The 26,206-nt window shown below is 62.7% G+C and carries 22 protein-coding genes and 1 riboswitch; of the genes, 9 read left to right on the forward strand and 13 right to left on the reverse strand.

Annotation, left to right across the window (positions count from 1 at the left end; translation table 11 throughout):
* Window positions 1-3: 3 nt before the first annotated feature.
* The 7 genes from FKV68_RS24770 to FKV68_RS24800 form a co-directional block, all read right to left on the reverse strand.
* Window positions 4-1,080, reverse strand: a complete 1,077-nt coding sequence (locus FKV68_RS24770; protein WP_180943174.1) for an ABC transporter ATP-binding protein — start codon at window positions 1,078-1,080, stop codon at window positions 4-6.
* A complete protein-coding gene (locus FKV68_RS24775) occupies window positions 1,077-3,335 on the reverse strand; it encodes a glycoside hydrolase family 2 protein (RefSeq protein WP_180943175.1) in 2,259 nt (752 codons plus the stop codon). The genes FKV68_RS24770 and FKV68_RS24775 overlap by 4 nt, the downstream gene beginning before the upstream one ends.
* An 8-nt stretch (window positions 3,336-3,343) precedes the next feature.
* Window positions 3,344-4,165, reverse strand: a complete 822-nt coding sequence (locus FKV68_RS24780) for a carbohydrate ABC transporter permease (protein ID WP_180943176.1) — start codon at window positions 4,163-4,165, stop codon at window positions 3,344-3,346.
* Window positions 4,162-5,061: a carbohydrate ABC transporter permease gene (locus FKV68_RS24785; protein ID WP_180943177.1), complete on the reverse strand. Its 900-nt coding sequence runs from the start codon at window positions 5,059-5,061 to the stop codon at window positions 4,162-4,164. The genes FKV68_RS24780 and FKV68_RS24785 overlap by 4 nt, the downstream gene beginning before the upstream one ends.
* Before the next feature lie 88 nt (window positions 5,062-5,149).
* A complete protein-coding gene (locus tag FKV68_RS24790; protein WP_180943178.1) occupies window positions 5,150-6,421 on the reverse strand; it encodes an ABC transporter substrate-binding protein in 1,272 nt (423 codons plus the stop codon).
* Window positions 6,422-6,523: 102 nt separating this feature from the next.
* Window positions 6,524-7,585 carry a LacI family DNA-binding transcriptional regulator gene (locus FKV68_RS24795; protein WP_180943179.1) on the reverse strand — a complete coding sequence of 354 codons (1,062 nt, stop codon included), beginning with the start codon at window positions 7,583-7,585 and terminating at the stop codon, window positions 6,524-6,526.
* 88 nt (window positions 7,586-7,673) lie between these two features.
* Window positions 7,674-8,594 carry an AraC family transcriptional regulator gene (locus tag FKV68_RS24800; protein ID WP_180943180.1) on the reverse strand — a complete coding sequence of 307 codons (921 nt, stop codon included), beginning with the start codon at window positions 8,592-8,594 and terminating at the stop codon, window positions 7,674-7,676.
* A 193-nt stretch (window positions 8,595-8,787) separates the two neighbouring features.
* Between FKV68_RS24800 and melA (FKV68_RS24805) the strand changes: the two genes are divergently transcribed.
* The 8 genes from melA (FKV68_RS24805) (at window position 8,788) to FKV68_RS24840 (ending at window position 20,099) form a co-directional block, all read left to right on the forward strand.
* Window positions 8,788-10,260, forward strand: coding sequence for an alpha-glucosidase/alpha-galactosidase (melA, locus tag FKV68_RS24805; RefSeq protein WP_180943181.1), 1,473 nt, complete (start codon window positions 8,788-8,790; stop codon window positions 10,258-10,260).
* Between the two features lie 346 nt (window positions 10,261-10,606).
* On the forward strand, window positions 10,607-12,688 hold the full coding sequence (locus tag FKV68_RS24810; RefSeq protein ID WP_180943182.1) for an ABC transporter substrate-binding protein: 2,082 nt from the start codon (window positions 10,607-10,609) through the stop codon (window positions 12,686-12,688).
* A 115-nt stretch (window positions 12,689-12,803) separates the two neighbouring features.
* Complete coding sequence (locus tag FKV68_RS24815; protein ID WP_180943183.1) at window positions 12,804-13,817, forward strand: ABC transporter permease; 1,014 nt, start codon at window positions 12,804-12,806, stop codon at window positions 13,815-13,817.
* Entirely contained in the window at window positions 13,814-14,941 is a 1,128-nt protein-coding gene (locus tag FKV68_RS24820) for an ABC transporter permease (protein ID WP_180943184.1), read from the forward strand. The genes FKV68_RS24815 and FKV68_RS24820 overlap by 4 nt, the downstream gene beginning before the upstream one ends.
* A gap of 11 nt (window positions 14,942-14,952) precedes the next feature.
* On the forward strand, window positions 14,953-16,623 hold the full coding sequence (locus tag FKV68_RS24825; protein ID WP_180943185.1) for an ABC transporter ATP-binding protein: 1,671 nt from the start codon (window positions 14,953-14,955) through the stop codon (window positions 16,621-16,623).
* Window positions 16,624-16,643: 20 nt separating this feature from the next.
* Complete coding sequence (melA, locus tag FKV68_RS24830) at window positions 16,644-18,017, forward strand: alpha-glucosidase/alpha-galactosidase (protein ID WP_180943186.1); 1,374 nt, start codon at window positions 16,644-16,646, stop codon at window positions 18,015-18,017.
* 234 nt (window positions 18,018-18,251) lie between these two features.
* Complete coding sequence (locus FKV68_RS24835) at window positions 18,252-19,508, forward strand: adenylate/guanylate cyclase domain-containing protein (protein ID WP_180943187.1); 1,257 nt, start codon at window positions 18,252-18,254, stop codon at window positions 19,506-19,508.
* Window positions 19,509-19,790: 282 nt separating this feature from the next.
* On the forward strand, window positions 19,791-20,099 hold the full coding sequence (locus FKV68_RS24840; protein WP_180943188.1) for a hypothetical protein: 309 nt from the start codon (window positions 19,791-19,793) through the stop codon (window positions 20,097-20,099).
* Window positions 20,100-20,137: 38 nt separating this feature from the next.
* Here the strand turns inward: FKV68_RS24840 and FKV68_RS24845 are convergent, their stop codons facing one another.
* The 5 genes from FKV68_RS24845 to thiC are packed head-to-tail and all read right to left on the reverse strand — an operon-like array spanning window position 20,138 to window position 24,549.
* Entirely contained in the window at window positions 20,138-20,743 is a 606-nt protein-coding gene (locus FKV68_RS24845; RefSeq protein WP_180943189.1) for a thiamine phosphate synthase, read from the reverse strand.
* Window positions 20,740-21,513 (reverse strand): thiazole synthase, encoded by a 774-nt coding sequence (locus FKV68_RS24850; protein WP_180943190.1) that lies wholly within the window; start codon window positions 21,511-21,513, stop codon window positions 20,740-20,742. Before FKV68_RS24850 ends, FKV68_RS24845 begins: the two co-directional genes overlap by 4 nt.
* A 2-nt stretch (window positions 21,514-21,515) precedes the next feature.
* Window positions 21,516-21,713 carry a sulfur carrier protein ThiS gene (thiS, locus tag FKV68_RS24855; protein ID WP_180943191.1) on the reverse strand — a complete coding sequence of 66 codons (198 nt, stop codon included), beginning with the start codon at window positions 21,711-21,713 and terminating at the stop codon, window positions 21,516-21,518.
* Window positions 21,710-22,720, reverse strand: coding sequence for a glycine oxidase ThiO (thiO, locus tag FKV68_RS24860; RefSeq protein ID WP_180943192.1), 1,011 nt, complete (start codon window positions 22,718-22,720; stop codon window positions 21,710-21,712). The genes thiS and thiO overlap by 4 nt, the downstream gene beginning before the upstream one ends.
* A 2-nt stretch (window positions 22,721-22,722) precedes the next feature.
* Window positions 22,723-24,549: a phosphomethylpyrimidine synthase ThiC gene (gene thiC, locus FKV68_RS24865; protein ID WP_180943193.1), complete on the reverse strand. Its 1,827-nt coding sequence runs from the start codon at window positions 24,547-24,549 to the stop codon at window positions 22,723-22,725.
* Window positions 24,550-24,649: 100 nt separating this feature from the next.
* A riboswitch (TPP riboswitch) is annotated at window positions 24,650-24,761 on the reverse strand.
* Window positions 24,762-24,906: 145 nt separating this feature from the next.
* Between thiC and FKV68_RS24870 the strand changes: the two genes are divergently transcribed.
* Window positions 24,907-25,290, forward strand: a complete 384-nt coding sequence (locus FKV68_RS24870) for a DUF427 domain-containing protein (protein ID WP_180943194.1) — start codon at window positions 24,907-24,909, stop codon at window positions 25,288-25,290.
* Between the two features lie 20 nt (window positions 25,291-25,310).
* Here the strand turns inward: FKV68_RS24870 and FKV68_RS24875 are convergent, their stop codons facing one another.
* Window positions 25,311-26,198, reverse strand: a complete 888-nt coding sequence (locus tag FKV68_RS24875; RefSeq protein WP_180943195.1) for a helix-turn-helix domain-containing protein — start codon at window positions 26,196-26,198, stop codon at window positions 25,311-25,313.
* Window positions 26,199-26,206 lie beyond the last annotated feature (8 nt).

Genomic DNA, 26,206 nt, shown 5'->3' on the forward strand with positions numbered 1-26,206 from the left:
GCGCTACCGCAGGCGCCTGCCATTGACGTCGAACACGAGCGCTGAGGCAGGGTCGAAGCGGGCGGCGATGCGGTCGCCCGACTTCAGGCCGCGGCCGTTTTTCGTTTCGATGACGACGAGATCGCCATTGCCGTGGCGGGCATAGGCAAAGGTCTCGCCGCCGAGATGTTCGAGCATGTCGATCGTCAGATCGAGGGCCGCCGGCCCGGTGTTATTGAAGTGCTCCGGGCGGATGCCGACGGTTACCGGAGTTCCCGGTGCCGCCGCTGTCAACTGCGCCGGGATATTCGCATCAGCGTAGTCCGGCAGGCGCACACAAAACTGCCCGCCATCGCCGGGCTCGATCGCACCCTTTAGGAAGTTCATTTTCGGCGAGCCGATGAAGCCGGCGACGAACAGATTGGCGGGATCGTCGTAAAGCTCGAGTGGCGAGCCGATCTGCTCGACCACGCCGCCGCGCATGACCACGATCTTGTCGGCAAGCGTCATTGCCTCGACCTGGTCGTGGGTAACGTAGACGATCGTCGTGGCGAGCGTCTTGTGGAGCCGCGCGATCTCGATGCGCATGTGCACGCGGAGCTCCGCGTCGAGATTAGAAAGTGGCTCGTCGAAAAGAAAGATCTTCGGGTGCCGGACGATCGCGCGGCCGATCGCCACGCGCTGGCGCTGCCCGCCGGAAAGCTGTTTCGGCTTCCGGTCGAGCAGGGGATCGAGCTCGAGAATCTTTGCCGCCTCGCCGACCCGGCGTTCGATCTCGGACTTGGCGACACCGGCGAAGCGCAGCGCGAAGCCCATGTTCTCGCGCACGGTCATATGCGGGTAGAGCGCATAGGACTGGAAGACCATGGCGATGCCGCGCTTCGATGGATCGACATCGTTCATCCGCTCGCCGTCGATCGTCAGATCGCCGGCGGTGATCTCCTCGAGACCGGCGATCATTCGCAAAAGGGTCGACTTGCCGCAGCCGGACGGGCCGACGAAGACGACGAACTCGCCGGATTTTATGTCGAGATCGACGCCCTTGATGACCTCCAGGCTGCCATAGGATTTGCGGATGTCGCTGAGTTGCAGCTCGCTCATGCGCTCGCTGCTCCCGCGACGGAGAGTTCAAGCTTCGCCGAGCCGAGCCGCGCCGAAGTAACGGTGACGACAACTTCGCCTGTCTTGCCCGTCGATTCCAGCCAGAAGCCGGTCGAGCCTCCCTGGAAGACAATCCGGTCCGGCCCGATGAGCCGCGCCGGACCTTCTACCGCGATGTCGACGGCATCGTTCAGGAAGGGCAGGATGTTGCCGACCTGATCCAGCGCGCGGACGATGACCCGCACGCTGTCGCGGTCTTCGGCATGAAGCGTCTCGCTGTCGGCCTCGACCTCTAAGGTGGTCGGAACGGGATCGGCGACCATGTGCAGAGTGACCACGGGCTTGCCGGCGATAAAACCGGTAAACGCGGCATCCTCCCATTTCATGCCCCAGACGCCGAGCTCGTCCTTGGTGAAGTGGCGGTGGTCGATAACGACGGGGGCGTGCGGCAGATGGGGGAAGTTCTGGCGATCAGGCCCAACGCGTTTGGTGAGCGAGCCGTATCTCAGTTCGATCTCGTCGCAATTGGTGAGCACGATCAAGGGCAGCACGCCGCCGATGTTGCGCTCGCCGCGCGCCCAGAAGGTCACGGGCTTCATCACCACCGCTTCCGAGGGATCGCACTGGCTGGCGTAAACGTAGGCTGCGAATTTCGGCTCGCGGAACATGTCCATGACGCCGTGATAGCAGATGCGGTCGCCCGAGCCGAAATCCTTGTGGGTGTTGTAGTCGAACATGCACCAGCCGATCGCGCCGGAAGTACTTGGGCTCCCATGGGCGGCATTCAGCACTTCGAGATGCCGGCGCACATGCTCGGCCTGGCGCTGCTCCTGATCGTAGATCTTCGTCGGATACATGTGGCCGCCGAACTCGGTGATGAGATAGGGCACCTTGCGCGAGAGCCCGGTGCACTCCTCTTGCGGGCGGAGCGCCGTGCGCGGCCGGTTCGATCCCGGCAGTTCCTCGTTGCCGAGGATGAAGTCGTTCATCGTGTAAACGTCTTCCAAAAATTCGCTGTCGGTAATGTAGCGCACGCCCCCGGTCTGCCGCGTCGGGTCGAGCTCGCGCGCCAGCCGGTTGGTCTCGACATAGAAGTCGTGCGAATCCTGCGACTCGTTGATCCTGACGCCCCAGATGACGATCGACGGGTGGTTCCAGTCGCGCTCGATCATGCGGCGGACGTTCTGGATCGCCTCCTCCTTCCACGCCTCGCCGCCGATGTGCTGCCAGCCGGGGATTTCCTCGAAGACCAGCAGGCCAATGCGGTCGCAATGATCGAGGAACCACTTCGACTGCGGGTAATGCGAGGTGCGCACGAGGTTGCAATGGAGCGCGGATTTCAGGATTTCCGCGTCGCGCTCCTGCGCGCTCTGCCCCATGGCATAGCCGACATAGGGGAAGGACTGGTGACGGTTGAGACCGCGAATCTTGAGCGGGCGGCCATTCAGCCGGAAGCCTTCGGTGGTGAATTCCGCCGTGCGGAAGCCGAAACGGGAGGAGAGGAGGTCGCGGCCGTGATCGGTCCTGAGCTGCACCTCGACCTGGTAAAGCACTGGATTGTCGACATCCCAGAGCGACAGACCTGTGAGGCCGCTCATTTCGAGCGTGACGCTTTCCCCGCCGCTCTCGCCGACTGCCTCCGCCAGGAGTTCGCCTTCCGCGTCTCTCAGAAGCGCCGTCACCGTTCCGGAGAAGGAGAGACCCTGCGGGTTCGCGAGATCGCAGCCGACGGTGACGGACTTGGCGTCGCTCAAAACATCGCGCGTCTCGATCTTGATGTTGGCGATCGAGACCGGGTCGGTGATCTTCAGCCAGACGTCTCGATAGATGCCGGCATAGGTGAGATAGTCGATCCGGCCGCCAAAGGGCGGGATCTCCGGGTTCTCGCTGCCGTCGATCTTGACCGTGATCAGGTTGTCGCCCTGCCTGAGCTTGCCGGTCAGCCGCGCCTCGAATGGCGTATAGCCGTCCCTGTGGGCGATGATCTTCTCGCCGTTGAGATAGACGACGGCATCCGCCATGGCGGCATCGAAGACGAGCGAGACTTCGCGCTCCGCGAACTCCGCGCGCCAGGGCAGCACCTTCTGGTAGCTGAAGGCGCGCTGATAGGACGTCTCGTCGAAATAGTTGAACGGCAGTTCGACCGCGTTGTGCGGCAGGCTGACGGTCGTTCCGGCCAATGGTTTGCCGGCCTCGGCAGCCGCGAAGCCTTCGGAGAAGATCCATGAATCGTTGAACGAAGTAACAGAGCGCATCATCATTCCTATTTGACTGAGCCCAGCATGCCCTGGACGAACTGACGTTGCATGAAGAAGAAGACGGCAAGGGTCGGAAGCGTTGCCAGCACGGTTCCAACCATGACGACGCCGTAATCGGGGTAATAGGCGGAGGCGAGCGAGGAAATCACCAGGGTGATCGTCTTCGTCTCGTTGGATTGCAGCACGATCAGCGGCCAGAGATAATTGTTCCAGGCCGTCATGAAGACGATGATGAAGGCGGCTGCGTATGTGGAGCGCATCACCGGCACGTAGATGAAAAGGAAGATCTGCCATTCTTTCAGCCCGTCGACCTTCGCGGCGTCGCGCAGTTCCGACGGGAACGCCTTCGTGCACTGGCGGAAATAGAAGACAACGAAAGCCGAGCCGATGGTCGGCAGCACGACGGCGATGTGCGTGTTGATAAGGCCCGCCTGGCCCATCATGATGAAGAGCGGGATCATCAGCGCCGCAAACGGGATCATCAGCGTCAGGAGCATGGCGCGATAGAGATGCTCGCGGTGGCGCGAGCGGAATATCTCGAAACCGTAGCCGGCGAGCGACGAGACGGTGAGCGTCAGCACTGTCGAGAGGATGGCGATCTTTGCGGAATTCCAGAAGACGAGCGGTGCGTTCACCTGGGTGAAGAAAGTGCCGACATTGGTTGCGAGCGCTGCGCCCGGCAGCACTCTGCCCTTTATGATATCGATCGACGAATTGGTGGCGCCGAGCATCATCCAGAAGAAGGGGAAGACGGAAAGGAAGGCCATCAGCCCCAGGAAACCGTAGGTGAGAAGCGCGCGTGTCGCGCGTCCGATGCCGTTCGTCATTTGTCGCGCTCCCGGGCCGCAAAGAATTGGAAGAAGGCGAGAAGCGCGACGAGCACGACGATGACGTAGGAGACGGTCGCCGCATAGCCGAAATTCGGCATGAAGCGGAACGTGAGGTTGTAGATATAGAGCGACAGCGTCAGCGTCGCATTGGACGGCCCACCCCGGCCTTCCGTGAGATTGTAGACCTCGTCGAAAAGCTGCACCGTGCCGATCGTCGAGATGACCGTGGTGAAGAGGATGACCGGCTTCAGGAGCGGGACGGTGATGTGGGTAAAGCGTGCCCAGGCGGGAACACCGTCGATGCGCGCCACCTCGTAGATCGACCTGTCGATGTTCTGGAGCGCGGCGAGATAGAAGATCATGTTGTAGCCGGTCCAGCGCCAGGTGATGGCGATGATGACGAGCACTTTCGCCCAGAAGGGATGGGTCAGCCACGGTATCGGGGAGGCGATCACCCCGAGCGCTGCAAGCGTCGAGTTGACGACGCCGTCGGTCGCGAACATGCCCTTGAAGAGCACCGAATAGGCGACCAGCGAGGTAACGCAGGGCAGGAAGATCGCAGTTCGGAAAAGGCCGCGCCCGACGAGCCGCGGGTTGTTGAGGATCGACGCAAGGATCAGCGCCAGCAGGATCATGATCGGCACCTGCACGACGAAATAGGTCATCGTGTTGGTGAGTGCCTTGATGAAAACCGGATCGTTCCAGAGGCGGACGATGTTCCCGAAGCCGACGAACTTCATCATCATGCCGCGGCCGGACTGGAAGGACATCCAGAGCGACCAGAAGATCGGATAGATCATGAAAAGGCCGATCAGCCCGAGCACCGGGGCGACGAAGAGCCAGCCATTGACGTCGTAGTAGCGGCCGATGCCGCCGCGGCGCGCGTGAACCATCATCATCCTCTCGGGAAGGGGACCTGTTAGCCGCGCATCGAGCTGCGACCGTAAGGCGGGCGGTTGCCCGCCCACCTTCCTCATCCGGTCACTGAATCTGCGCGCTGACCTCGGCGTCGATCGCCTTGAGGACGTCGTCCACCGGCGTGCCTTGCGTCAGCGCCGGGAGCTGCGCGGTGACGGCGGTATCCGCCTCGTTGGTGAAGATGCCGTAGTTCACCGAGGGCACCTTTGCCAGCCAGTCGGAGAAGTTCTGCCAGACCTTCTCGCCACCAAAGAAGGGATCGGCCGCCTCGTAGGCCGCTCCGCCGCGCGCGGCGAGCAGCGAGCCGACGGCGCCGCGATCCTGCAGGATCGTCTGGTAGAAATCGATGTCCTTGCCGTAGATCTCGTTGAGGAAATCGATTGCCTCGGCCTTCTCCGCCGAACTTTCAAGCACATACCAGCTCGAACCGCCAAGGTTCGAGGCATGTGTGGCGCCATCGATCGAAAGCGCCGGAATGGGCACGACACCCCATTTGCCGGCCTGATCCGGCTGCGCCTTGACGGTGCCGGTGATCCAGACGCCGGTGACGACCGCGGCCACATCGCCGGAGGTGAAGGTCCCTACCCAGTCGGACCAGCCGGCTGCCGGCTTGTAGATATTGGCCGACATGATCTTGCCGACAGTTTCAAGGGCTGCCTTCAGCGCCGGATTGCCGGTGACATTGGCCTTGCCATCCGTGTCGAAATACCACTGTCCCGCCGACTGCATGATGATGCGGACGAGGCCGGCATCGTTGGGGTCGAGCCCCATCATCTTCTTGCCGGTCTTTTCCTCCACCTGCTGGCCGATCTCGATGAAGCGATCCCAGGTGAGGTTCTGCATGTCCTCCGGCTTGAAGCCGGCCTGCTCAAGGTAGTCCTTGCGGTAATAGAGCCCGGTGACGCCGGAATCGAACGGCATGCCATAGACCTGGCCGTCAACCGTCATCACCTGGACCTTGTAGGGAGCGAAGCCGGAATAGTCGACGGTGCCGGAAAGAGGCGCAAAAGCACCGGGGAAGGACTGCAGATATTTCTGCGCGCCGTAATCCTCGATGAGAACGATATCGGGCAGCGCATCGGCGGTGCCGGAGGCAAGACCGGTCTGGAGCTTCTGCTCGACATCGGTCTTGGCGAAATCGACGACGTTGAAGGTGACATCCGGGTGCGTCTTCGTATAGCGGGCGCCGGCCTCCTTCATGATCGCGACGTTGAAGTTCGGATCCCAGCACCAGATGGTGATTTCCTTCGCCTGCGCGGCGGTCACCGCCAGGAAGCTCACGCTCGCCAGCGCAAGGCCGGCGATGCGCGGCAAAGCACGCGCCAAATTATCCATTGTTTCCTCCCAGAGATCGGTCCCCGAGACAGTCCTCCCTGTCTCGGTGCCGGAGTATTTCCTAAAATGAAAAGGGAGGCAATATTTCAGTAAATTTTTACTTCAGCTTTCTCGCGGCGCTGATGCGTCAACCGGTGGAGGGGTGCTGCCACGCCAGACGATCTCGGTTCCGAGCACGATCTTCTTGCTGATGTCGCGCCCGGAAAGACGTTCCAGCAACAGGTCGACGGCGGTTTCCCCGATCAGTTCCGCCGGTATCTTGACGGTAGAAAGCGGCGGGCCGAGAAACTGCGCGACGGGAATGTCGTTGAAGCTCGCCACCGCGACATCCTGCGGGATTTTGAGGCCCATTTCGTGAACGGCCCGGTAGGCGCCGATCGCCATGTTGTCGTTGCAGGTGATCAGGATCTTCGGCGGGTTGGGTTTAGACAGCATCGCCTTGGCAAGCGTATAGCCGCTGTCGGGCGTCAGGCGCTCAACCATGCAAAGGTCCGGATCGAAGAGGCCGGCCTTGGTCATCCAGTCGATGAAGGTGCGACAGCGGCGCTCTGCGTGGAGGTTTTCGGCGCCGTAGAACGTCTCAATCCATCCAAGGAAACCGATGCGGCGATAGCCGATGTCATAAAGGGCCTCCAGGAGCCTGGTCATCGCATGGCCGACATCGCTCATGACGCTGTCATCCACTTCGCCCGGCGGCGAAAAATCAGCAAAAACAAGGTGGCGGCTGTGCCGGCGAAGCCATTCGACCTCCTCGCCATAGTGATGGCCTACCGCGACAACGCCGGAAGCGCTCTGCAAGACGGTCGGGTCGGGAAGGCTTTTCGTATGGAAAACCTTGACGACTTCGATCTTAAGCGCCTGACAGCGGCTTTCGATGCCGAGCCGCACACCGACATAATAGGGGTCGACCAGTTCCTGAGCCGGCTCGAGGAAGTGCACGAGCGCGATCTTGGTGGCTCCCGGCACCAGCGCCTGCGCCGCACCGTTGACGGCGGCCGCCCGGTTCCGGTTGCGCGGTGTCGCATAGTTCAGCGCTTCCGCGGTCTCGATCACTGCCTGCCGCTTTGCCGCCGAGATCGACAGGGTCGGATCATAATTGAGAACGCGCGACACCGTCGCCGACGAGACGCCGACCGCAGAGGCGATTTCCTTGATTGTTACCATGTCGTCTGGTTCCGCAGGCCGCCGTCGAGCACGGCGCATCTGTTCGTTTAGTAAAATTTTATCTCGGATTTTTCAATGGCGGGCAGCGTCAAGGGTCGACGGCACGCGCGTCCTGTCGCGGCGGCCCCGCTGGCACGCTCGCATACATGCCGGTGGTGCGGAATTCCGTCGGGCTTGCGCCAAAAACGCGGCGGAAGGCCTTGGCAAAATAATTAGGGTCGTCGAAGCCTGACATGATGGCGACTTCCTTGACCGGCAGGCTGGCGGTCTTGGTCAGAAGTTTCACCGCCCGCTGCAGCCGCTTCTGCAGGACGAATTCGGCCGGCGGCATGCCCTCGCTGGCCGCGAAGATGCGCGAGAAATGCGCACGGCTGAGACCCGAGACTCTTGCAAGTTCCTCGACCGGCAGCGGTTTTTCCAGGTGGGCCATGATGTGATCGATGACGTGCTGCATCGTCCGGTATTCCTGGCTGAAGACCGGGTGCGAGCCGAAGACGTCGTCATAGAGCGCCATCGCCGCCTCATAGGCGATTGCCGAGGCACGGCCGGGCGTCTCGCCGCCCCTGATGAGCCGCAGGCTGCAATCGGCGAGATGCTCGATGGTTTCCGGCTGCAGCTTCAGCACAGGGCCCGTGACGGCCAGGATGGCGCGGTGGATGCGCAGCGCCTCCTCGCCGTTCATCGATATCCAGAAGAACTCCCAGCGGCCGCCGTCTTCGAGCCAATAGCGGTGATTGTGCGGCACGAGCAGGAGCAGCGTATCGCCCTCGTGCAGCCGATAGGTGCGGTTTTCGTAGCGCAGGTTGCCGGCCCCGCCAATCGTGTGCTGCAGCACGGTGAATGGCGTCTGGCCGCGCTTCCGTCCGTCCCAGTCATAGGTCGCGTCGGTCCTGATCTCATAGCCGGTGCTGGTCGGCATGGTGTGCAGGCTCTGCCTTCCCCGCGGCAATGAAACGGTCCGCATCACCGGGCCGTGCTCGATCAAATCCTGCAGCACAGAATTACCCATGAAAGCACAATACCTCTCTAGTCGTGCGGTCGATTATACACATAATGGCCGCAGATGGCGCAAGACGGCTGCTTTCCTTAGTGGAAAAGCACCTGAGAGAGGAGAGGTCGCACCTTGCGACCGGGGTCAACTCGATGAATTGATTTTACCCTTATAGCGCGTATGCCGTAGGACGAGGAGGAACGAGACGACCATGAGCCGCTTCAAGATCGCCATTATCGGTGCCGGCAGCATCGGCTTCACCAAGAAGCTTTTCACCGACATTCTTTCCGTGCCGGAGCTCCAGGACGTCGAATTCGCGCTCACCGATCTGAGCGAACACAACCTCGGCATGATCAAGACGATCCTCGACCGGATTGTCGAGGCGAACAGCCTGCCGACGCGGGTGACGGCCACCACCGATCGGCGCAAGGCGCTCGAAGGCGCGCGCTACATCATCAGCTGCGTTCGGGTGGGCGGGCTCGGCGCCTATGCCGACGACATCCGCATTCCGCTGAAATACGGCGTCGACCAGTGCGTCGGCGATACGATCTGTGCCGGCGGTATTCTCTATGGCCAGCGCAACATTCCGGTGATCCTGGATTTCTGCAAGGACATCCGTGAGGTCGCCGAATCCGGCGCCAAATTCCTGAACTATGCCAACCCGATGGCGATGAACACCTGGGCAGCGATCGAATACGGCAAGGTCGATACCGTCGGCCTCTGCCACGGCGTCCAGCACGGCGGCGAGCAGATCGCGGAAATCCTGGGCGCCAGGGATGGCGAACTCGACTATATCTGCTCCGGCATCAACCACCAGACCTGGTTCATCGATGTGCGGCTAAACGGCCGCAAGGTCGGCAAGGACGAGCTTGTCGCCGCCTTCGAGGCCCATCCGGTCTTCTCGAAGCAGGAAAAGCTCCGAATCGACGTCCTGAAGCGCTTCGGCGTCTATTCGACGGAAAGCAACGGCCATCTCTCCGAATACCTGCCCTGGTACCGCAAGCGCCCGGATGAGATCACCAGATGGATCGACATGTCCGACTGGATCCATGGCGAGACCGGCGGTTATCTGCGCTACTCGACCGAAACCCGCAACTGGTTCGAAACGGAGTATCCGCAGCTCTTGGCTTCCGCCGGCAAGCCGATCGATCCGGCGAAGCGTTCGAACGAACATGCAAGCCACATCCTCGAGGCGCTGGAGACCGGCCGGGTCTATCGCGGCCATTTCAACGTCAAGAACAACGGTGTCATCACCAACCTGCCGGCGGATGCGATCATCGAATCGCCCGGCTTCGTCGATCGCTTCGGCATCAACATGGTGTCGGGCATCACGCTGCCGGAGGCGTGCGCCGCCACCTGTATCTCGTCGATCAACGTCCAGCGCATGTCGGTTCATGCGGCGATTTCCGGCGACATCGATCTGCTGAAGCTCGCGGTTCTGCACGACCCGCTGGTCGGCGCTATCTGCACGCCGGAGGAAGTGTGGCAGATGGTCGACGAGATGGTCGTCGCCCAGGCCGAATGGTTGCCGCAATACGCCCATGCGATCGATGCCGCGAAGGAGCGGCTCGGCCGAGCTACGGTCAAGACCCACGACTGGAAGGGCGCGGCGCGCCGCGAGGTGCGCTCGATTGAGGAAATCCGTCAGGAAAAGGAAGCCGCGAAGTTGCGCGTTGCGGGGTAGGCGTGTGGGTACCTGGAAGTGGAGTGAATGAGCGACGAGCTTAAAACCCCCCTCTGGCCTGCCGGCCATCTCCCCCACAAGGGGGGAGATCGCCGCGTGGCAAGCTATGCGCCCCTCGACCGAAGCGTTCTACCTGCAGATGCGTTTCGATTAGAGCGAGTGGCCGCCGCATCCAATTTCCCCTTTGTGGGGGAGATGGCCGGCAGGCCAGAGGGGGGTAACCAGCCCGCTTACGCTTTGAAATGACGGCCGACGACATCTGCGTGAGGAGACGCTGGTGCTCGTAGCCAACAAGGAGCGCCACCCGCCCCGGCGTGGCGAATTGAGGAGGGAGAACCTTAAGCCAATGAGAACGCACCGATTGAAGACAACGGCCGCCCTGCTGGTCGGTATTTCTACCTTCGCCGTCGAGGCTTGGTCGTCCGAGCCGACCGTCGTGCCCGAACAGCCGCCGTTCCCGGCGCAGGGCAAGATCACCTATGTCCCGCGCGACGCGCTTCTGGAGTTCAAGGCCCTGCCCGAATACAAGGAGCCGGACTGGGTGACGGAGAAATTCGTCAAGACCGGCAAGCTGCCGCCGGTGGCCGAGCGGCTGCCGAAGGAGCCGATGGTCTTCAAGACCGGCAACATGCCTGACGGTGTCGGCATCTACGGCGACGTGCTCCGCCACGTCATCGGCGGGCGGCCCGAAGGCTGGAACTACAGTGCCGGCCAGACTCAAGGCTGGGGCGGCATCGACATCGGCATGTCGGAATGCCTGACGCGCACCGCACCGCTCTTCCAGGTCGAGGCTGCCGACGTGGAGCCGCTGCCGAACCTCGCGAAAAGCTGGGAATGGTCAGAGGACGGCCACAAGCTTACGATGCATCTCGTCGAGGGTGCGAAATGGTCGGACGGCGATCCCTTCGACGCCGAGGACGTCATGTTCTATTGGGAGGACAATGTCGTCGATCCCAACGTTTCCCCGCTGAATGGCGCGACGCCCGAGACCTTCGGGGTTGGAACGACGCTGAAGCAGATCGACAAATACACGGTCGAATGGACCTTCAAGGAAGCCTTCCCACGCCAGCATCTTTACGCGATGGCCTACGGCACCTTCTGCCCCGGCCCGTCGCACATTTTGAAGACCAAGCACCCGAAATATGCCGGCACCACCTACGACCAGTACAAGAACGGTTTTCCGGCGGAGTACCTGAACATCCCGGTGATGGGTGCCTGGGTGCCGGTGGCCTACCGGGCGGACGACATCATCGTGCTGCGCCGCAATCCCTACTACTGGAAGGTGGACGAGGCCGGCAACCAGCTGCCATACCTCAACGAGTTGCACTACAAGCTTTCGACCTGGGCCGACCGCGACGTGCAGGCGATTGCCGGTTCGGGCGATTTCTCGAACCTGGAACAGCCGGAGAATTTCGTCGAGTCGCTGAAACGTGCGGCCGATGAGGCGGCGCCGGCGCGGCTTGCCTTCGGTCCCCGCGTCATCGGCTACAATCTGCGCCTGAACTTCTCGGCCAATGGCTGGGGCGAGCCAGATGCGCGGGCCCAGGCGGTGCGCGAGCTCAACCGTAACCTCGACTTCCGCAAGGCCGTGACCATGGCGATCGACCGCAAGAAGCTCGGCGAAGCTCTGGTGAAAGGCCCGTTCACGGCGATCTATCCGGGCGGACTTTCCTCCGGCACGAGCTTCTACGACCGGCAGTCGACCATGTACTATGCCTTCGATCTCGAAGGCGCCAAGGCGCTGCTCGAAAAGGCCGGGCTCAAGGACACGGACGGCAACGGCTTCGTCAACTTCCCGGAAGGGACCGCGGGCGGCGCGGACGTGCAGATCGTGCTGCTCGTCAATTCCGACTACGGCACCGACCGCAATCTCGCCGAAGGCCTGATCGGCCAGATGGAGCAGCTCGGCCTCAAGGTCGTTATCAACGCCGTCGACGGTACCAAGCGCGACGCGACGCAATATGCCGGCAAATTCGACTGGCTGATCCGCCGCAACGACCAGGAGCTGACGTCGGTGGTGCAGAATACGACGCAGCTTGCGCCGACCGGTCCCCGGACCAGCTGGCACCATCGTGCCCCTGAAAGCGGCACCGTCGACCTGATGCCGTACGAGCAGGAGCTCGTCGATCTGGTCAACAAGTTCATCGCCAGCAACGACAACGATGAGCGGGCGGCGTTGATGAAGCAGTACCAGAAGACCGCGACGACCAATGTCGATACCGTCGGCCTGACGGAATATCCGGGTGCGCTGATCATCAACAAGCGTTTCTCGAACATTCCGACCGGCGCGCCGATCTTCATGTTCAACTGGGCCGAAGACACGATCATTCGTGAGCGGGTCTTCGTCGCGGCCGACAAGCAGGGCGACTACGAGCTCTACCCGGAACAGCTTCCCGGCAAGCCCGGCGATAGCGGCCCGAGTAACTAAGCCTTGAACCATCATTCCGGCTTCCGTGGTGGCCGGAATGATGGGCGCCCTTTCAATACGCCCGGGAGGCCGGAAAGACCGGTGTCCCGCGCGACGAACGACAGAAGGAAACGGCATGTTCAGGTTTCTGCTTGTCCGCATCGCCTCTGCCATTCCGGTATTGCTTGTCCTGAGCGTGGCGACCTTTGCCATCATCCAGGCGCCGCCCGGTGACTACAGCGACTACATCCGCTCGCAGCTCATCAATCAGGGCGGCGCCTCCTTCGAGGAAGCCGACGCGCAGGCGCAGGCCTATCGCAAGGAGCACGGCCTCGATCAGCCGCTGCCGATCCAGTACGTCAACTGGATGACCGGGATTCTCACGCGCGGCGATTTCGGCCACAGCCTCTATTACAACAAGCCGGTTGCCGACGTCGTCGGCGAACGCCTGCCGCGTACCCTGGCGCTGGCGCTCGTGTGCCACTTTCTGGCGTCGCTTTTCGGCATATCCTTCGGCATCCTTGCCGCGACGCGGCAATATTCCTGGGTCGACAGCCTGCTTTCGACCGTCTCGTTCCTCGGCATGACGGTGCCGCGCTTCCTGATGGCGCTGATCATCGTCTACGTCCTCGTCTTCCATTTCAATGTCAGCGAGATCAACAGCTTCCATTCCGCCCGCTTTGGCGGGGCGCCGTGGTCTTGGGACAAGTTCGTCGATCTGGTGAAGCATGTCTGGCCGGTCGTCGCGATCGCCACCTTCGGCGGCCTCGCCTACAATATGCGCGTCATGCGCGGCAACCTGCTCGATACGCTGAACGCGCAATATGTCGAGACGGCGCGCGCCAAGGGTTTGAGCGAAGGTGCCGTCGTCATGCGGCATGCTGTTCCCAATGCCCTTCACCCGCTGATCATGTATCAGGGTGTCGTGCTTCCCTACATGCTGACCGGCGAGATCGAGACGGCGATCATCTTCGCACTGCCGACGGTCGGCCCGGCCATCGTCGGCTCCATGTGGGTCGGCGACGTCTATGTCACCGCGACCTTCATGCTGGTTCTCTCCGCAACGCTGATCGTCGGCAACATCATCGCCGACCTGCTGCTTGCCGCCCTCGATCCGAGGGTGCGTATGGGAGGACGGGCCCACGCATGAGTGTCGAAACACACAGCACCATCCCGCTCTCCATGCAGCCCAAGGAAAAGCACCATAACGAGAGCTACACCGCGCTCGTTTGGCGCCGCCTCAAGCGATCCTGGACCGGTCTGCTCGGCCTGATCCTCGTCAGCCTGCTGATCCTGATGGCGCTCTTCGCCGATTTCCTGTCGCCCGTCGATCCGAAGGCGACCGGCGTCGGCTTCGCTCCGCCGCAGGCAATCAGCATCCACGACAAGGACGGCAACTTCGTCTTCCCGCCGCGTAGCTATCCGGTGCGCGAGACGGAAGAGCTCGACCCGATCACCTTCCAGCCGGTGATCGGCCCGGATTACGACAATCCGCAGATCCTCGGCTTCTTCGTCAAGGGAGCACCCTACCGGCTTCTCGGTCTCATTCCGGTGGAGCGCCATCTGTTCGGCGCCGTCGATGGCACGGCCGTCCATTTCCTCGGCACCGACAAGTTCGGTCGCGACGTGCTCTCGCGCATTCTCCACGGCTCGCGTATCTCCTTGATGATCGCGCTGATCGTCGTCTTTATCGTCACCGTGGTTGGAACGACCGTCGGCATGGTGTCGGGCTATTTCGGCGGCCGCTTCGATGCCTGGGTGCAGCGTTTCGTCGAACTCGTGCTCGCCTTTCCGCAACTGCCGCTCTATCTGGCGCTCGCCTCGCTGATCCCGGTGACGGCGCCGACCAGCGTGTTCCTCGCCTTCGTCATCATCGTGATGTCGGCGCTCGGCTGGGCGCAGATGTCGCGCGAGGTCCGCGGCAAGACGCTGGCGCTCGCCCGGATCGACTATGTTCGTGCGGCGATCGCGATCGGCGCGACGGACCGGCGCATCATCTTCCAGCACATTTTCCCGAACGTCATGAGTCACGTCATCGTTGCGGTGACGCTGTCGATCCCGCAGGTCGTGCTGCTCGAATCCTTCCTCGGCTTCCTCGGCTTCGCGGTGAAGCCGCCGCTCATTTCCTGGGGGCTGATGCTGCAGGATACGGCAAATTACTCGGCGATCGGGTCCTATCCCTGGATTCTCTCGCCCGTAGCCTTCGTGCTTGTCACCGTCTTCGCCTTCAACGCGCTCGGTGACGGCCTGCGCGACGCAATCGATCCCTATTGAGGAGCACGCCAATGGCGACGACAGAAACCATTGCCCCGGCCCCGGAAGAAAGGCGCGACCTTACGACGAAGGGCGCGAGACCGATCATCGACGTGCGCAAAGTCGCGGTCACCTTCAAGGTCGAGCACGGAACGGTCGAAGCGGTGAAGGACGTTTCCTTCCAGCTCTATCGCGGCGAGACCGTCGCGATCGTCGGCGAGTCCGGCTCCGGCAAGTCGGTGACGGCGCGCAGCATCATGGGTCTTTTGTCCAAGCGCGCCACGATCGCCTCGCATTCCCGCATCGAATATGACGGCAAGGACGTGCTGAAATTTTCCGCGCGGCAGCGCCGGGCGCTCAGGGGCGACCGGATCTCGATGATCTTCCAGGAGCCGATGAGTTCGCTGAACCCGGTCTACACGATCGGCAGCCAGATCATCGAGGCGATCCGCGCCCACCGTCGCGTCAGCCGCCGCGCGGCGAACGAGCGGGCGCTGGAACTGCTGCGCCACGTGCAGATCCCCGACCCGGAAGCGCGGCTCAACCAGTATCCGCATCAGCTTTCCGGCGGCCAGCGCCAGCGGGTGATGATCGCCATGGCGCTCGCCAACGACCCGGACGTACTGATCGCCGACGAGCCGACAACGGCACTCGACGTCACCGTGCAGGCGCAGATTTTGAATCTGATCCGCAAGCTGCAAAAGGAACTCGGCATGGCCGTGATCCTCATCACCCATGATCTGACCGTCGTCCGGCAGTTCTCGGATTACGTCTACGTCATGCAATACGGCGAGGTGAAGGAACACAACACCACCGCCGCGCTTTTCGCCAATCCGCTTCACACCTATACGCGCCGGCTGCTCGCCTCCGAACCTTCGGGCGCGGCCAATCCGCTGCCGGATAATGCACCGATTGTGCTCGACGGCCGGGACGTCAGGGTTTCCTTCATGCTGAAGAAGGGCGGCTTCTTCAAGCCGGAGCTGAAGGAGCTCGTCGCCGTCGACAGCCTGAACCTCCACCTGCGGCGGCACGAAACGTTGGGTCTCGTCGGCGAATCCGGCTCCGGCAAGACCACCTTTGGCCAGGCGCTGATCCGGCTCATCAACACCGACAGGGGGGAGATCTACTTCGATGGTCAGCCGATCCACGGAAAGGACCGCAAGGCGATGCGGCCGCTTCGCTCGCGAATCCAGATCGTCTTCCAGGACCCGTTCGCCTCGCTCAACCCGCGCATGTCGGTCGGCCAGATCATCGAGGAAGGCCTGATCGTCAATGGGATCGGTCAGAATCGCCAGGACCGGTTGGCGCGTGTCGAGGACGCGCTTGTCAGCGCCGGCATGCCGGCCAACATCCTGTCGCGCTTCCCGCACGAGTTTTCCGGCGGCCAGCGCCAGCGCATCGCCATCGCCCGGGCGATCGCGCTCGAGCCGGAGTTCATCCTGCTCGACGAGCCGACCTCGGCGCTCGATCTTTCGGTGCAGGCGCAGATCATCGACCTGTTGCGCAAGCTCCAGGACGAGCGGGGCCTGAGCTATCTTTTCATCTCCCACGATCTCAAAGTCGTGCGCGCGCTCTGCCATCGTGTGGTCGTGATGCAAAACGGCAAGATCGTCGAAGAGGGGCCGGTGAGCGAAATCCTTTCCAATCCCAAGACCGCTTACACCGAACGGCTCGTCAGGGCCGCCTTCGATGTAGCCGCATGAGCTTCAAACAGAGGTATCCCATGACCAGGCAACCCAAGATCACCTTCATCGGCGCCGGCTCCACCGTCTTCATGAAGAACATCATCGGCGACGTGCTTCAGCGCCCGGCGCTTTCCGCCGCCACCATCGCGCTGATGGACGTGAACCCGGAGCGTCTCGCAGAAAGCGAGATCGTCGCCGGCAAGCTCGTGCGCACGCTCGGCGTCAAGGCGAAGATCGAAACCCATTCGAACCAGCGCAAAGCGCTCGAAGGGGCCGACTTCGTCGTCGTCGCCTTCCAGATCGGCGGCTACGAGCCTTGCACCGTCACCGACTTCGAGGTGCCGAAGAAATACGGTCTGCGCCAGACGATCGCCGACACGCTCGGCGTCGGCGGCATCATGCGGGGCTTACGCACCGTGCCGCATCTCTGGAAGATCTGCGAGGACATGCTCGCCTGCTGCCCCGAGGCGATCCTGCTGCAATATGTCAACCCGATGGCGATCAATACCTGGGCGATCGCTGAGAAATACCCGACGATCCGCCAAGTGGGGCTCTGCCATTCGGTGCAGGGCACGGCCTTCGAGCTCGCCCGCGATCTCGACATTCCGGTCGAGGAAATCCGCTACCGCGCCGCCGGCATCAACCACATGGCCTTCTACCTGAAGTTCGAGCACCGGCAGCCGGACGGCAGCTATCGCGACCTCTACCCGGATCTTATCCGTGGCTATCGCGAGGGCCGCTTCCCGAAGCCCAGCCACTGGAACCCGCGCTGCCCGAACAAGGTGCGCTACGAGATGCTGACGCGGCTCGGCTATTTCGTCACCGAGAGCTCGGAGCATTTCGCGGAATACACGCCCTACTTCATCAAGGAGGGGCGTCCGGATCTCATCGAGAAGTTCGGCATTCCGCTCGACGAATATCCGAAGCGCTGCATCGAGCAGATCGAACGCTGGAAAGGCCAGGCGGCTGCCTACAAGGAAGCCGAGACGATCGAGGTCAAGGAGAGCCACGAATATGCCTCCTCGATCATGAACTCGGTCTGGACCGGCGAACCCTCGGTCATTTACGGCAACGTCAGGAACAACGGCTGCATCACCTCGCTGCCGGAAAATAGCGCCGCGGAAGTGCCTTGCCTGGTCGATGCTTCCGGCATCCAGCCGACCTATATCGGCGCGCTGCCGCCGCAGTTGACGGCGCTGATCCGCACCAACATCAACGTCCAGGAGCTGACGGTCCAGGCGCTCGTGACCGAGAATCGCGAGCACCTCTATCACGCAGCGATGATGGATCCGCATACGGCCGCCGAACTCGACCTAGACCAGATCTGGTCGCTCGTCGACGACCTGCTTGCGGCCCACCGCGACTGGATCCCGGAATGGGCGCGTGTTTCGAAAAAGGTTCAAGCCGCCTGACATTTCTCCCGGTCAGGCGGCAAGAAAGCCCCGGAACGATCGTTCCGGGGCTTTTCCACAACCGGCCCCTTAAAAATCGTGCCACGGTGCGCCACATTACCCAAAGTATATCCTGCATGTTTGCTCAAATCGGTGTCGATTGGAGGATAGGAACATGTAGCGATCGGAAGCGCCACAGCGGCCTCTATGCGTCCGAGAGGACGCGAGCGCCGTCGGCGATGATGGAGTGTCGCAATGCAGTCGCTATTGAATCCAAGCCTCGCCGAGGCGCGCCGGGACGACGCAACCCGGCCGATGCAAGGGCGGAAAATCGTTGATTGGCTGATCAACGAGACGCGCGGCGAGCGTTTCATCGACAACATCTTCGTCGAAATGTGCGAACGGCTGGTGGCGGCCGGCGTGCCGGTCGCTCGGGCCTCGCTTCATTTCAGGATTCACCATCCGCAATGGATCGGCGCGCGAATCCTCTGGCGGAAAGGGCTGTCGGAGGCGGAACTGCAGACTTATGAATACGGCATCGAGGATACGGAGCAGTATCTGAACAGCCCGCTGCACGAGTTCAACAACGGCGCGCCGGAGGTGCGGGCGCACCTCGACGACCCCGCGGCGGGCGGCCCGCAATACCCCCTCTATGATGAACTGCGCGCCAGCGGTCTTACAGACTATTTCATCTGGCCGCTCGAGCACACGCTCGGCAAGCGGCATGCGGTTACCTTCGCCAGCGACAGGCCGGGCGGCTTCAGCGACGACGACATGGCAGTCTTCGCCGATCTCCTGCCTGCGCTGGCGCTGGTCAGCGAGATCAGGCTGAAGAACCGCTTCGCCCGCACGCTGCTGGAGACCTATGTCGGGCCGCATGCGAGCGAACAGATCCTGGCCGGCGCGACGACGCGCGGCAGCGGGGTGACGGTCGGCGCCGCGATCCTGATCTGCGATCTCCGCGATTTCACGAAACTGTCCGACCTTTGGCCGCGGGACGACGTGATCGAGCTGCTGAACGGCTATTTCGACGCGATGTGCGAGCCGATCGAGCGGCATGGCGGCGAGATACTCAAGTTCATGGGCGATGGCCTGCTGGCGATTTTCCCGCTGAGCGATCCGATGGCCTGCAGCAATCTTCTCAGCGCGATCAGCGAAGCGCAGGCGGCGCTTGCCAGGTTGAACGAAGAGAACGTGCAAAAGGGCCATGAACCGCTCGGCTACGGCATCGGCGTCCATGTGGGCGACGTGATGTACGGCAATATCGGCTCAAGCAAACGCCTCGATTTCACGGTGATCGGGCCGGCCGTGAACATCGCTTCCCGCCTCGAAAGCCTGACAAAGGTGATCAAACGGCCCATTCTGCTCTCCAGGGCCTTCGTCGAAATGGCCAGATGCCAAGGCGAGTTGGAAAATCTCGGCTCCCATCCGGTAAGGGGGCTCGACGAGCCGATCGATGTCTTTGCCTTTTCCGGCAATTTCGCCTCGGCGGATTCGACTGCAGGCGCGTAGTCTTGGGCGAACGCCCAGGCTGACGGTCGCCCTTACCGAAAAGGCAAGCGAAAGCAACGTGGCCGGCCTGCCGGGAACTTATGCGTTCCTCATGTCTTTGGGATGAGTGACGTATCGATTTCCTATGCGACTTCGGGTCACGGTGGCGTGGAACGGGACACCGTTTTTGGTGCGGCGCCGCCTTCAGAATTCCACAGTTGTCGCGTCAAGCGAGGTCGCGCCCGACCTGGCGATGAGTATCGGCCAGCTTGGCGGCCGATGTTTTCCAGCGAGTAAGAGACGATGAAGATCAAGAACGGCTTTAGGATTACCTGGGGAGCCAGCCGAAGCCTGCCAGTCGAGTATTTCGTCCTGGCGAATGTGCAATTCGAAGGAAGAGTCATCGGCCATCTCGCCGGCCGTCCGATCCGCGAGACAGCCGTCGACGGTGACGGGCTTCGCTATCGCTTCGTCGGTATTGCGCCGCGCGACGAGCGGGGCCGGTTCGATGTCCAATCGCTCCAGACCGGGGAATGGATCGTCGAGCCCGGGCTGGTTTACGCTCAGGATCTAAAGCTGGCCGCCGACAGAGGCGCGAATCGTGCGGCGTGACGCCGATCGTCCACAGCGCATCTCTGGGAGCGCGTGGTTCAGCGCCAGCGCGCGGTCTTTTCGATCCATTCCCGTGTCCGGCTCTCGGGGTGGGCATTCAGCGTGATGTCGGTGACGACGGCAGCGCTGTCTGCGCCGTGGGCGAAGACCCCTTCGAGTCGATCGGTGTTCAACCCCCCGATCGCGACCAGCGGAAGCGGCCGCACGCGCTCGCGCCAGGCGGAGATGCGGGCAAGCCCTTGCGGCTCCCATTTCATCTTCTTGAGGATCGTCGGATAGATCGGACCGAGCGCCACGTAGTCGGGTTTGGCGGCGAGCGCGGTTTCGAGCTCCGTCTCGTCATGGGTGCTGAGGCCGAGCTTCAGCCCGGCGGCGCGGATCGCCGCGATGTCGGCCACGGCGAGGTCTTCCTGGCCGAGATGGACGAAGTCGCAGCCTTCCTCGATCGCGATCTGCCAGTAGTCGTTGATGATCAGCTGGCAGCCATTGGCGGCGCAGATCGCTTTGGCGCGGCGGACCTCGCTTCTGAGTTCCGGCTCGGCGCGGTCCTTGATCCGAAGCTGCACCAGGTTCACGCCGCGCGGCACCAGGCGTTCGATCCAGTCTGCACTGTCGACGATGAGGTAGAACGGGTCGAGTTTCACGAGAAGACTGCCTTTCCGATGACGGGGGTCGAGGGCACGGCCATGTCGCGCGGTTCAAGCATGCCCGCTTCGAAGGCGGCGCGGCCGGCGTCGATCGCCTTGGCGAAGGCTGCGGCCATCAGCGCCGGATTGCCGGCGCCGGCAACGGCCGTGTTGAGCAGCACCGCGTCGTAGCCGAGCTCCATCACGATCGTTGCATGTGAGGGCCGGCCGATGCCAGCATCTACGATCAGTGGCACGTCGGGAAAATGCGCGCGCATGGTTCGAAGCGCCGCGATGTTCTGCGGGCCCATGGCACTGCCGATCGGCGCGCACCAGGGCATCAGCACCTTGCAGCCCGCTTCGACCAGCCGTTCGGCAACGACGAGGTCGTCTGTCGTATAGGGAAAGACCTCGAAGCCTTCGCCGGCGAGGATGCGGGCCGCCTCGACAAGCCCGAAGACGTCCGGCTGAAGCGTATTGTGATTGCCGATCACCTCGAGCTTGATCCAGTTCGTACCGAAGACCTCGCGCGCCATCTTCGCCGTCAGCACCGCTTCCGATACGGAATGACAGCCGGCCGTATTCGGCAACACGCGCACGCCGAGCTCGCGGATGAGTTCGAAGAAGGCGCCGCCCGAGCGGCCGCCGGCCGTTTCACGACGGAGCGACACCGTGACAACCTCCGTGCCCGCCTGCCGGACGGCATCGGCGAGGATGGCGGGGGAGGGGTAGCGCGCCGTACCGAGCAGCATGCGCGAGCCAAGTTCCTGTCCGTATAATGTCAGCATCTTCAGCCTCCCTTCATCGGCGAAAGAATTTCGATCCGGTCGCAATCATTGAGCCGATGGCTTGCCCTGTCAGTCCGGTGAACGAGTTCGCCGTTGACAGCGGTTGCGAGCCAGTCTCCTTCGTATTCGAGCGCCAGCAGCAGCTCCGACAGCGTCTTTGCGCTGCTCTCCAAGGTCTCGCCGTTGACGATGTAGGTCATTGGGTTGCTCCCTGTCGGAAAGGAGGATTGGGTGAGAACGGCGGATGCTCCGCTCCGCAGAGCTTTTCTGCGAGCTGCCGCGCCATGGCGGGGGCAAGCAGGAAGCCGTGGCGGTACATGCCGGCGATCGCGAAGCCGTCGTCGCGGTCGAGGACGCGTGGCAGGTTGTCTGCAAAGGCGGGCCGGACACCGACGCCCATCTCCACGACGCGAGCCTCGCCGAAGGCGGGATGAACTGCGTAGGCGGCGTTCAGGAACTCCATCACCGAGCGGGCGGTGATCGGCCCGTCATCATCGGTTTCGATCATGGTCGCACCGACCATGAAACGGTGGTTGTCGCGCGGCACGATATAGAGCGGGTGGCGTGGATGAAGCAGGCGGACAGGCCTTGAGACGCTGATCTCGGAGGTTTCCAGAAAGAGCATCTCACCCCGCACACCACGAAGGCCGGTCGTGGTGGCAATCGCCGCCGCGCCTGTGCATTCGACCACTGCCGAGAAGGACGTATCCGACGGCAGATCGGGGCTCCCGAGATGGAAGCGGACGCCTCTCTCGACGAGCGCGGTGTAAAGGCCGTCCATTGCCTTTCGCGGATCGAGATGGGCTTCTTCGGGAAAGAACAGCGCGCGCTCGAACCGGCCCGCAAGGTCCGGTTCGAGCTCTCCGATCGTGTTGCCGCCGACCCATTCGTATCCGCGGGTGCGGGCGGCGAAGCGGTCGAGCTCACCGCTGTCCCGTCCCGCGGCGATAACCAACGTGCCCCTGCGGAACACTTCGCCGGGGACGGCTTCTTCCCACCAGTCGGCCGCGGAAAGCCCGAGCGTCAAGACCGCTTCACCGGCCGCTTCGCGTTCGCAATAGGGCGCGATCATGCCGCCGGCATAGCTGGAAGCGCCGGCGCCGACGTTTTCCGCCGTATCGATCACCTCCACCGCGATGCCGCGGCGGCTGAGCTCGAAGGCGGCGGCAAGGCCGGCGACGCCGGCTCCCTTGATCAATACCGTCATTCCTACTCTCCCGGCTGCGCTTCTTCGCCGACCGGCATATAAAGATCGCCGCCATCGCGGTATTTGGCCGCCATGGCCGCGAGGCCCTCCTTCTGCGCCTCGGCACGGATGTCGTGGGAAATCCGCATCGAACAGAATTTCGGGCCGCACATGGAGCAGAAATGCGCGACCTTGTGCGCCTCCTTCGGCAGAGTTTCGTCGTGGAAGCTGCGTGCGGTCTCCGGGTCGAGCGAGAGATTGAACTGGTCCTCCCAGCGGAATTCAAAGCGCGCGCGCGAAAGCGCGTCGTCGCGGATGCGCGCGGCCGGGTGACCCTTGGCGAGGTCGGCGGCGTGGGCGGCAATCTTGTAGGTGATCACGCCCGTCTTGACGTCGTCGCGGTCGGGCAGCCCCAGATGCTCCTTCGGCGTCACGTAGCAGAGCATGGCGGTTCCGAACCAGCCGATCATCGCCGCGCCGATACCCGAGGTGATGTGGTCGTAGCCGGGCGCGATGTCGGTCGTCAGCGGGCCGAGCGTGTAGAAGGGCGCCTCGCCGCAGACTTCAAGCTGCTTGTCCATGTTCTCCTTGATCTTGTGCATCGGCACGTGACCGGGGCCTTCGATCATCACCTGGCAGTCCTTCGCCCAGGCGATCTTCGTGAGCTCCCCGAGCGTCTCGAGCTCCGCGAACTGCGCCTTGTCGTTGGCGTCAGCAATCGAGCCGGGGCGTAGGCCGTCGCCCAGCGAAAAGGAGACGTCATAGGCGCGGCAAATGTCGCAGATCTCCTCGAAGTGCTCGTAGAGGAAGCTTTCGCGATGGTGATGCAGGCACCACTTGGCCATGATCGAGCCGCCGCGCGAAACGATGCCGGTGACGCGATTGACGGTCAGCGGAATGTAGTGCAGCCGCACACCGGCATGGATGGTGAAATAGTCGACCCCCTGCTCCGCCTGCTCGATCAGCGTGTCGCGGTAGACCTCCCAGGTGAGGTCCTCGGCGATGCCGTTGACCTTCTCCAGCGCCTGATAGAGCGGAACAGTGCCGATCGGCACCGGCGAATTGCGGATGATCCATTCGCGGATGTTGTGGATGTTGCGGCCGGTCGAAAGGTCCATGACCGTGTCGGCGCCCCAGCGCGTCGCCCAGACCATCTTCTCGACTTCCTCGGCCATCGACGAGGTGACGGCGGAATTGCCGATATTGGCGTTGATCTTCACCAGGAAATTCCGGCCGATGATCATCGGCTCGGTTTCCGCATGGTTGATGTTGGCCGGAATGATGGCGCGGCCCGCCGCCACTTCCTGGCGGACAAATTCCGGCGTGACGTAATCGGGAACCGATGCGCCGAAGCTCTCGCCGTCGCGCGTGAGCGCCTCCCTTGCCGCCTTGCGGCCGAGGTTCTCGCGGATGGCGATGAACTCCATCTCGGGCGTGATGATGCCGGCGCGGGCATAGGCAAGCTGGGTGACGGCCTGGCCCGGCTTGGCGCGCAGCGGCTCACGGCGAACGGGGAATTCCGGCGTCAGCCTCTCGCCGGTGGCAAAGCCGTTGTCTTCCGCCTTGACGCTGCGGCCCTGATAGGTCTCGACGTCGCCACGCCCAAGGATCCACTGGCGGCGAAGCTCCGGCAGGCCCCGGTCGATGCGGATATCCGCGTTGTCGAGCGTGTAGGGGCCGGAGGAGTCGTAGACCGTCACCGGCGGCTCGCCGGAGGTCGGATGCAGCGCGATCTCGCGCATCGGCACGCGGATATCGGGATGGATCTCGCCGGGCTTGTAGACTTTCTGCGAGGCCGGAAGAGGACCCTGCGTGACCGATGGCGCTGCGAGAGGCTTGATAACATTCATCTTGAGGCTCCAAAGTTTTCGCGTTGGAGACCCAGTTCTGAAGCCGGAAGGATGAAAAGACGCTACGCCGATGGATCACGGGAACACACGGAATCCTGGCCTTCGCACGTCTGCACCGTCCCTACGCCAGTATGAACTGGATCAGGTTCAACGGGTCACTGCGCGCTTTAGCAGTATCTCAGCCCCTTGCCGGGACCCCCCTGGTGAATGAGTGCAAATAGTCACCGATATCGCCGCTGCGTCAACCCTGTTTTTTCGGCGGTTGGCCGGGTGCAGCCCGCATGGACGGTTGCAGCCCTTGGGATGCCGGAGGCCTGACCCTATGTAAGAAGGATCAAAATCCGGAGGTGTTCGCTCATGTCAGACAAGTCGATCAAGATTCCCGGGCCCGATCATCCGATCATCATCGACCACAATCCAGCGCGCGTCGTCGTCAAGCTCGACGGCCGCGTCGTTGCCGATACGCGCGATGCACTGACCTTGCGCGAGGCGTCCTATCCGCCGGTGCAGTATATTCCCCGCAAGGACGTCGACATGTCGCTCGTTGCGCGCACCGATCATTCGACGCATTGCCCCTACAAGGGCGACGCTTCCTACTACAGCGTCACGCCAGGTGGCGAGCGCTCGAAGAACGCCATCTGGACCTATGAAAACCCGCATGCAGCGGTGCGTGAAATCAAGGACCACATGGCATTCTATCCCGATCGGGTGGACTCGATCGAGGAATTGCCGGCGTCTTAGGGCGCAGGGCATACGCAGCGTCACACGCCGAGCTTTTGCCGCTCCGCCATCCGCCACGCGCGCGGCGTAGTTCCGAGGTGACGGACGAAGAAGCGCGAGAAATACGCCGCGTCCGAAAAGCCGAGGCGGAAGCTGATCTCCTGGACGCTGGCACGGGTGAAGACGAGCTCGCGCCGCGCCGCGTTCAAGAGCCTTTCGGCGATCACCTCGTGCACGCTCTGTCCCGTCATCGACCGGACCACGCGGTTCAAATGCGTCTGCGACAGACCGAGTTCGCGGGCGTAGAACGCCGCCGGCCGGTGCGCAAGAACGTGCTGTCGGAGCAGGGCGTCGAACCGCTCCATTCGGCGCTCGTTTTCGCTTTCCGCGGCAGCCGCGTCGACACGCGGCGCTTCTGCCAGCCGCGCCGTCAGCGCCAGCACCGTCGAGAGATAAGCGTCGAGCAGGCCGGTGCGGTGATTGCGCCGCGCCGCCCATTCCTCCGCCAGGCGCTGCAAGGTCTCGGCGACGTAGCGGCCGTCCTCGCTTTCGCCGAGCGGCGTCAGGCAAGGTTTTGCCAGCCATGTACCCAGTCTGCTGCGGCCGCCCGGAGCAGCCGGCAGGTGTGACGCGAGGATCGTGAAAACGAAACCGTCGATGTCGCGGGAAAAGCGGAAGCCATGGCTGACGGTGGGCGGGATGGTGATTACCGCCGGGGGAGAGATTGCCTGCGACGTCTCGCCGAATACGGCGTCGCCCGAGCCCTCGGCGATGTACAGGATCTGAAAGAAGCTCTGATGGCGGTGAAGGCCGATTTCCCAATGGTGCAGGCTGCTGCGCGAGGGGATCGTCTCGCAATGCAGCCAGAAATCAGGCCGTTCTCCGGACTCCTCGCCGTAAAGCTCATATGTCGGGACCGCCCGCTTCATCTTCTTCA

The sequence above is a fragment of the Sinorhizobium mexicanum genome (genome assembly GCF_013488225.1).
Taxonomy (GTDB): Bacteria; Pseudomonadota; Alphaproteobacteria; order Rhizobiales; family Rhizobiaceae; genus Sinorhizobium; species Sinorhizobium mexicanum.

Bases quoted from the DNA above. Each gene is read 5' to 3' on its own strand.
- FKV68_RS24770 (WP_180943174.1), bottom strand. From the start codon at position 1,080: ATGAGCGAGCTGCAACTCAGCGACATCCGCAAATCCTATGGCAGCCTG.
- FKV68_RS24775 (WP_180943175.1), bottom strand. From the start codon at position 3,335: ATGCGCTCTGTTACTTCGTTCAACGATTCATGGATCTTCTCCGAAGGC.
- FKV68_RS24780 (WP_180943176.1), bottom strand. From the start codon at position 4,165: ATGACGAACGGCATCGGACGCGCGACACGCGCGCTTCTCACCTACGGT.
- FKV68_RS24785 (WP_180943177.1), bottom strand. From the start codon at position 5,061: ATGGTTCACGCGCGCCGCGGCGGCATCGGCCGCTACTACGACGTCAAT.
- FKV68_RS24790 (WP_180943178.1), bottom strand. From the start codon at position 6,421: ATGGATAATTTGGCGCGTGCTTTGCCGCGCATCGCCGGCCTTGCGCTG.
- FKV68_RS24795 (WP_180943179.1), bottom strand. From the start codon at position 7,585: ATGGTAACAATCAAGGAAATCGCCTCTGCGGTCGGCGTCTCGTCGGCG.
- FKV68_RS24800 (WP_180943180.1), bottom strand. From the start codon at position 8,594: ATGGGTAATTCTGTGCTGCAGGATTTGATCGAGCACGGCCCGGTGATG.
- melA (WP_180943181.1), top strand. From the start codon at position 8,788: ATGAGCCGCTTCAAGATCGCCATTATCGGTGCCGGCAGCATCGGCTTC.
- FKV68_RS24810 (WP_180943182.1), top strand. From the start codon at position 10,607: ATGAGAACGCACCGATTGAAGACAACGGCCGCCCTGCTGGTCGGTATT.
- FKV68_RS24815 (WP_180943183.1), top strand. From the start codon at position 12,804: ATGTTCAGGTTTCTGCTTGTCCGCATCGCCTCTGCCATTCCGGTATTG.
- FKV68_RS24820 (WP_180943184.1), top strand. From the start codon at position 13,814: ATGAGTGTCGAAACACACAGCACCATCCCGCTCTCCATGCAGCCCAAG.
- FKV68_RS24825 (WP_180943185.1), top strand. From the start codon at position 14,953: ATGGCGACGACAGAAACCATTGCCCCGGCCCCGGAAGAAAGGCGCGAC.
- melA (WP_180943186.1), top strand. From the start codon at position 16,644: ATGACCAGGCAACCCAAGATCACCTTCATCGGCGCCGGCTCCACCGTC.
- FKV68_RS24835 (WP_180943187.1), top strand. From the start codon at position 18,252: ATGCAGTCGCTATTGAATCCAAGCCTCGCCGAGGCGCGCCGGGACGAC.
- FKV68_RS24840 (WP_180943188.1), top strand. From the start codon at position 19,791: ATGAAGATCAAGAACGGCTTTAGGATTACCTGGGGAGCCAGCCGAAGC.
- FKV68_RS24850 (WP_180943190.1), bottom strand. From the start codon at position 21,513: ATGCTGACATTATACGGACAGGAACTTGGCTCGCGCATGCTGCTCGGT.
- thiS (WP_180943191.1), bottom strand. From the start codon at position 21,713: ATGACCTACATCGTCAACGGCGAGACCTTGGAGAGCAGCGCAAAGACG.
- thiO (WP_180943192.1), bottom strand. From the start codon at position 22,720: ATGACGGTATTGATCAAGGGAGCCGGCGTCGCCGGCCTTGCCGCCGCC.
- thiC (WP_180943193.1), bottom strand. From the start codon at position 24,549: ATGAATGTTATCAAGCCTCTCGCAGCGCCATCGGTCACGCAGGGTCCT.
- FKV68_RS24870 (WP_180943194.1), top strand. From the start codon at position 24,907: ATGTCAGACAAGTCGATCAAGATTCCCGGGCCCGATCATCCGATCATC.
- FKV68_RS24875 (WP_180943195.1), bottom strand. From the start codon at position 26,198: ATGAAGCGGGCGGTCCCGACATATGAGCTTTACGGCGAGGAGTCCGGA.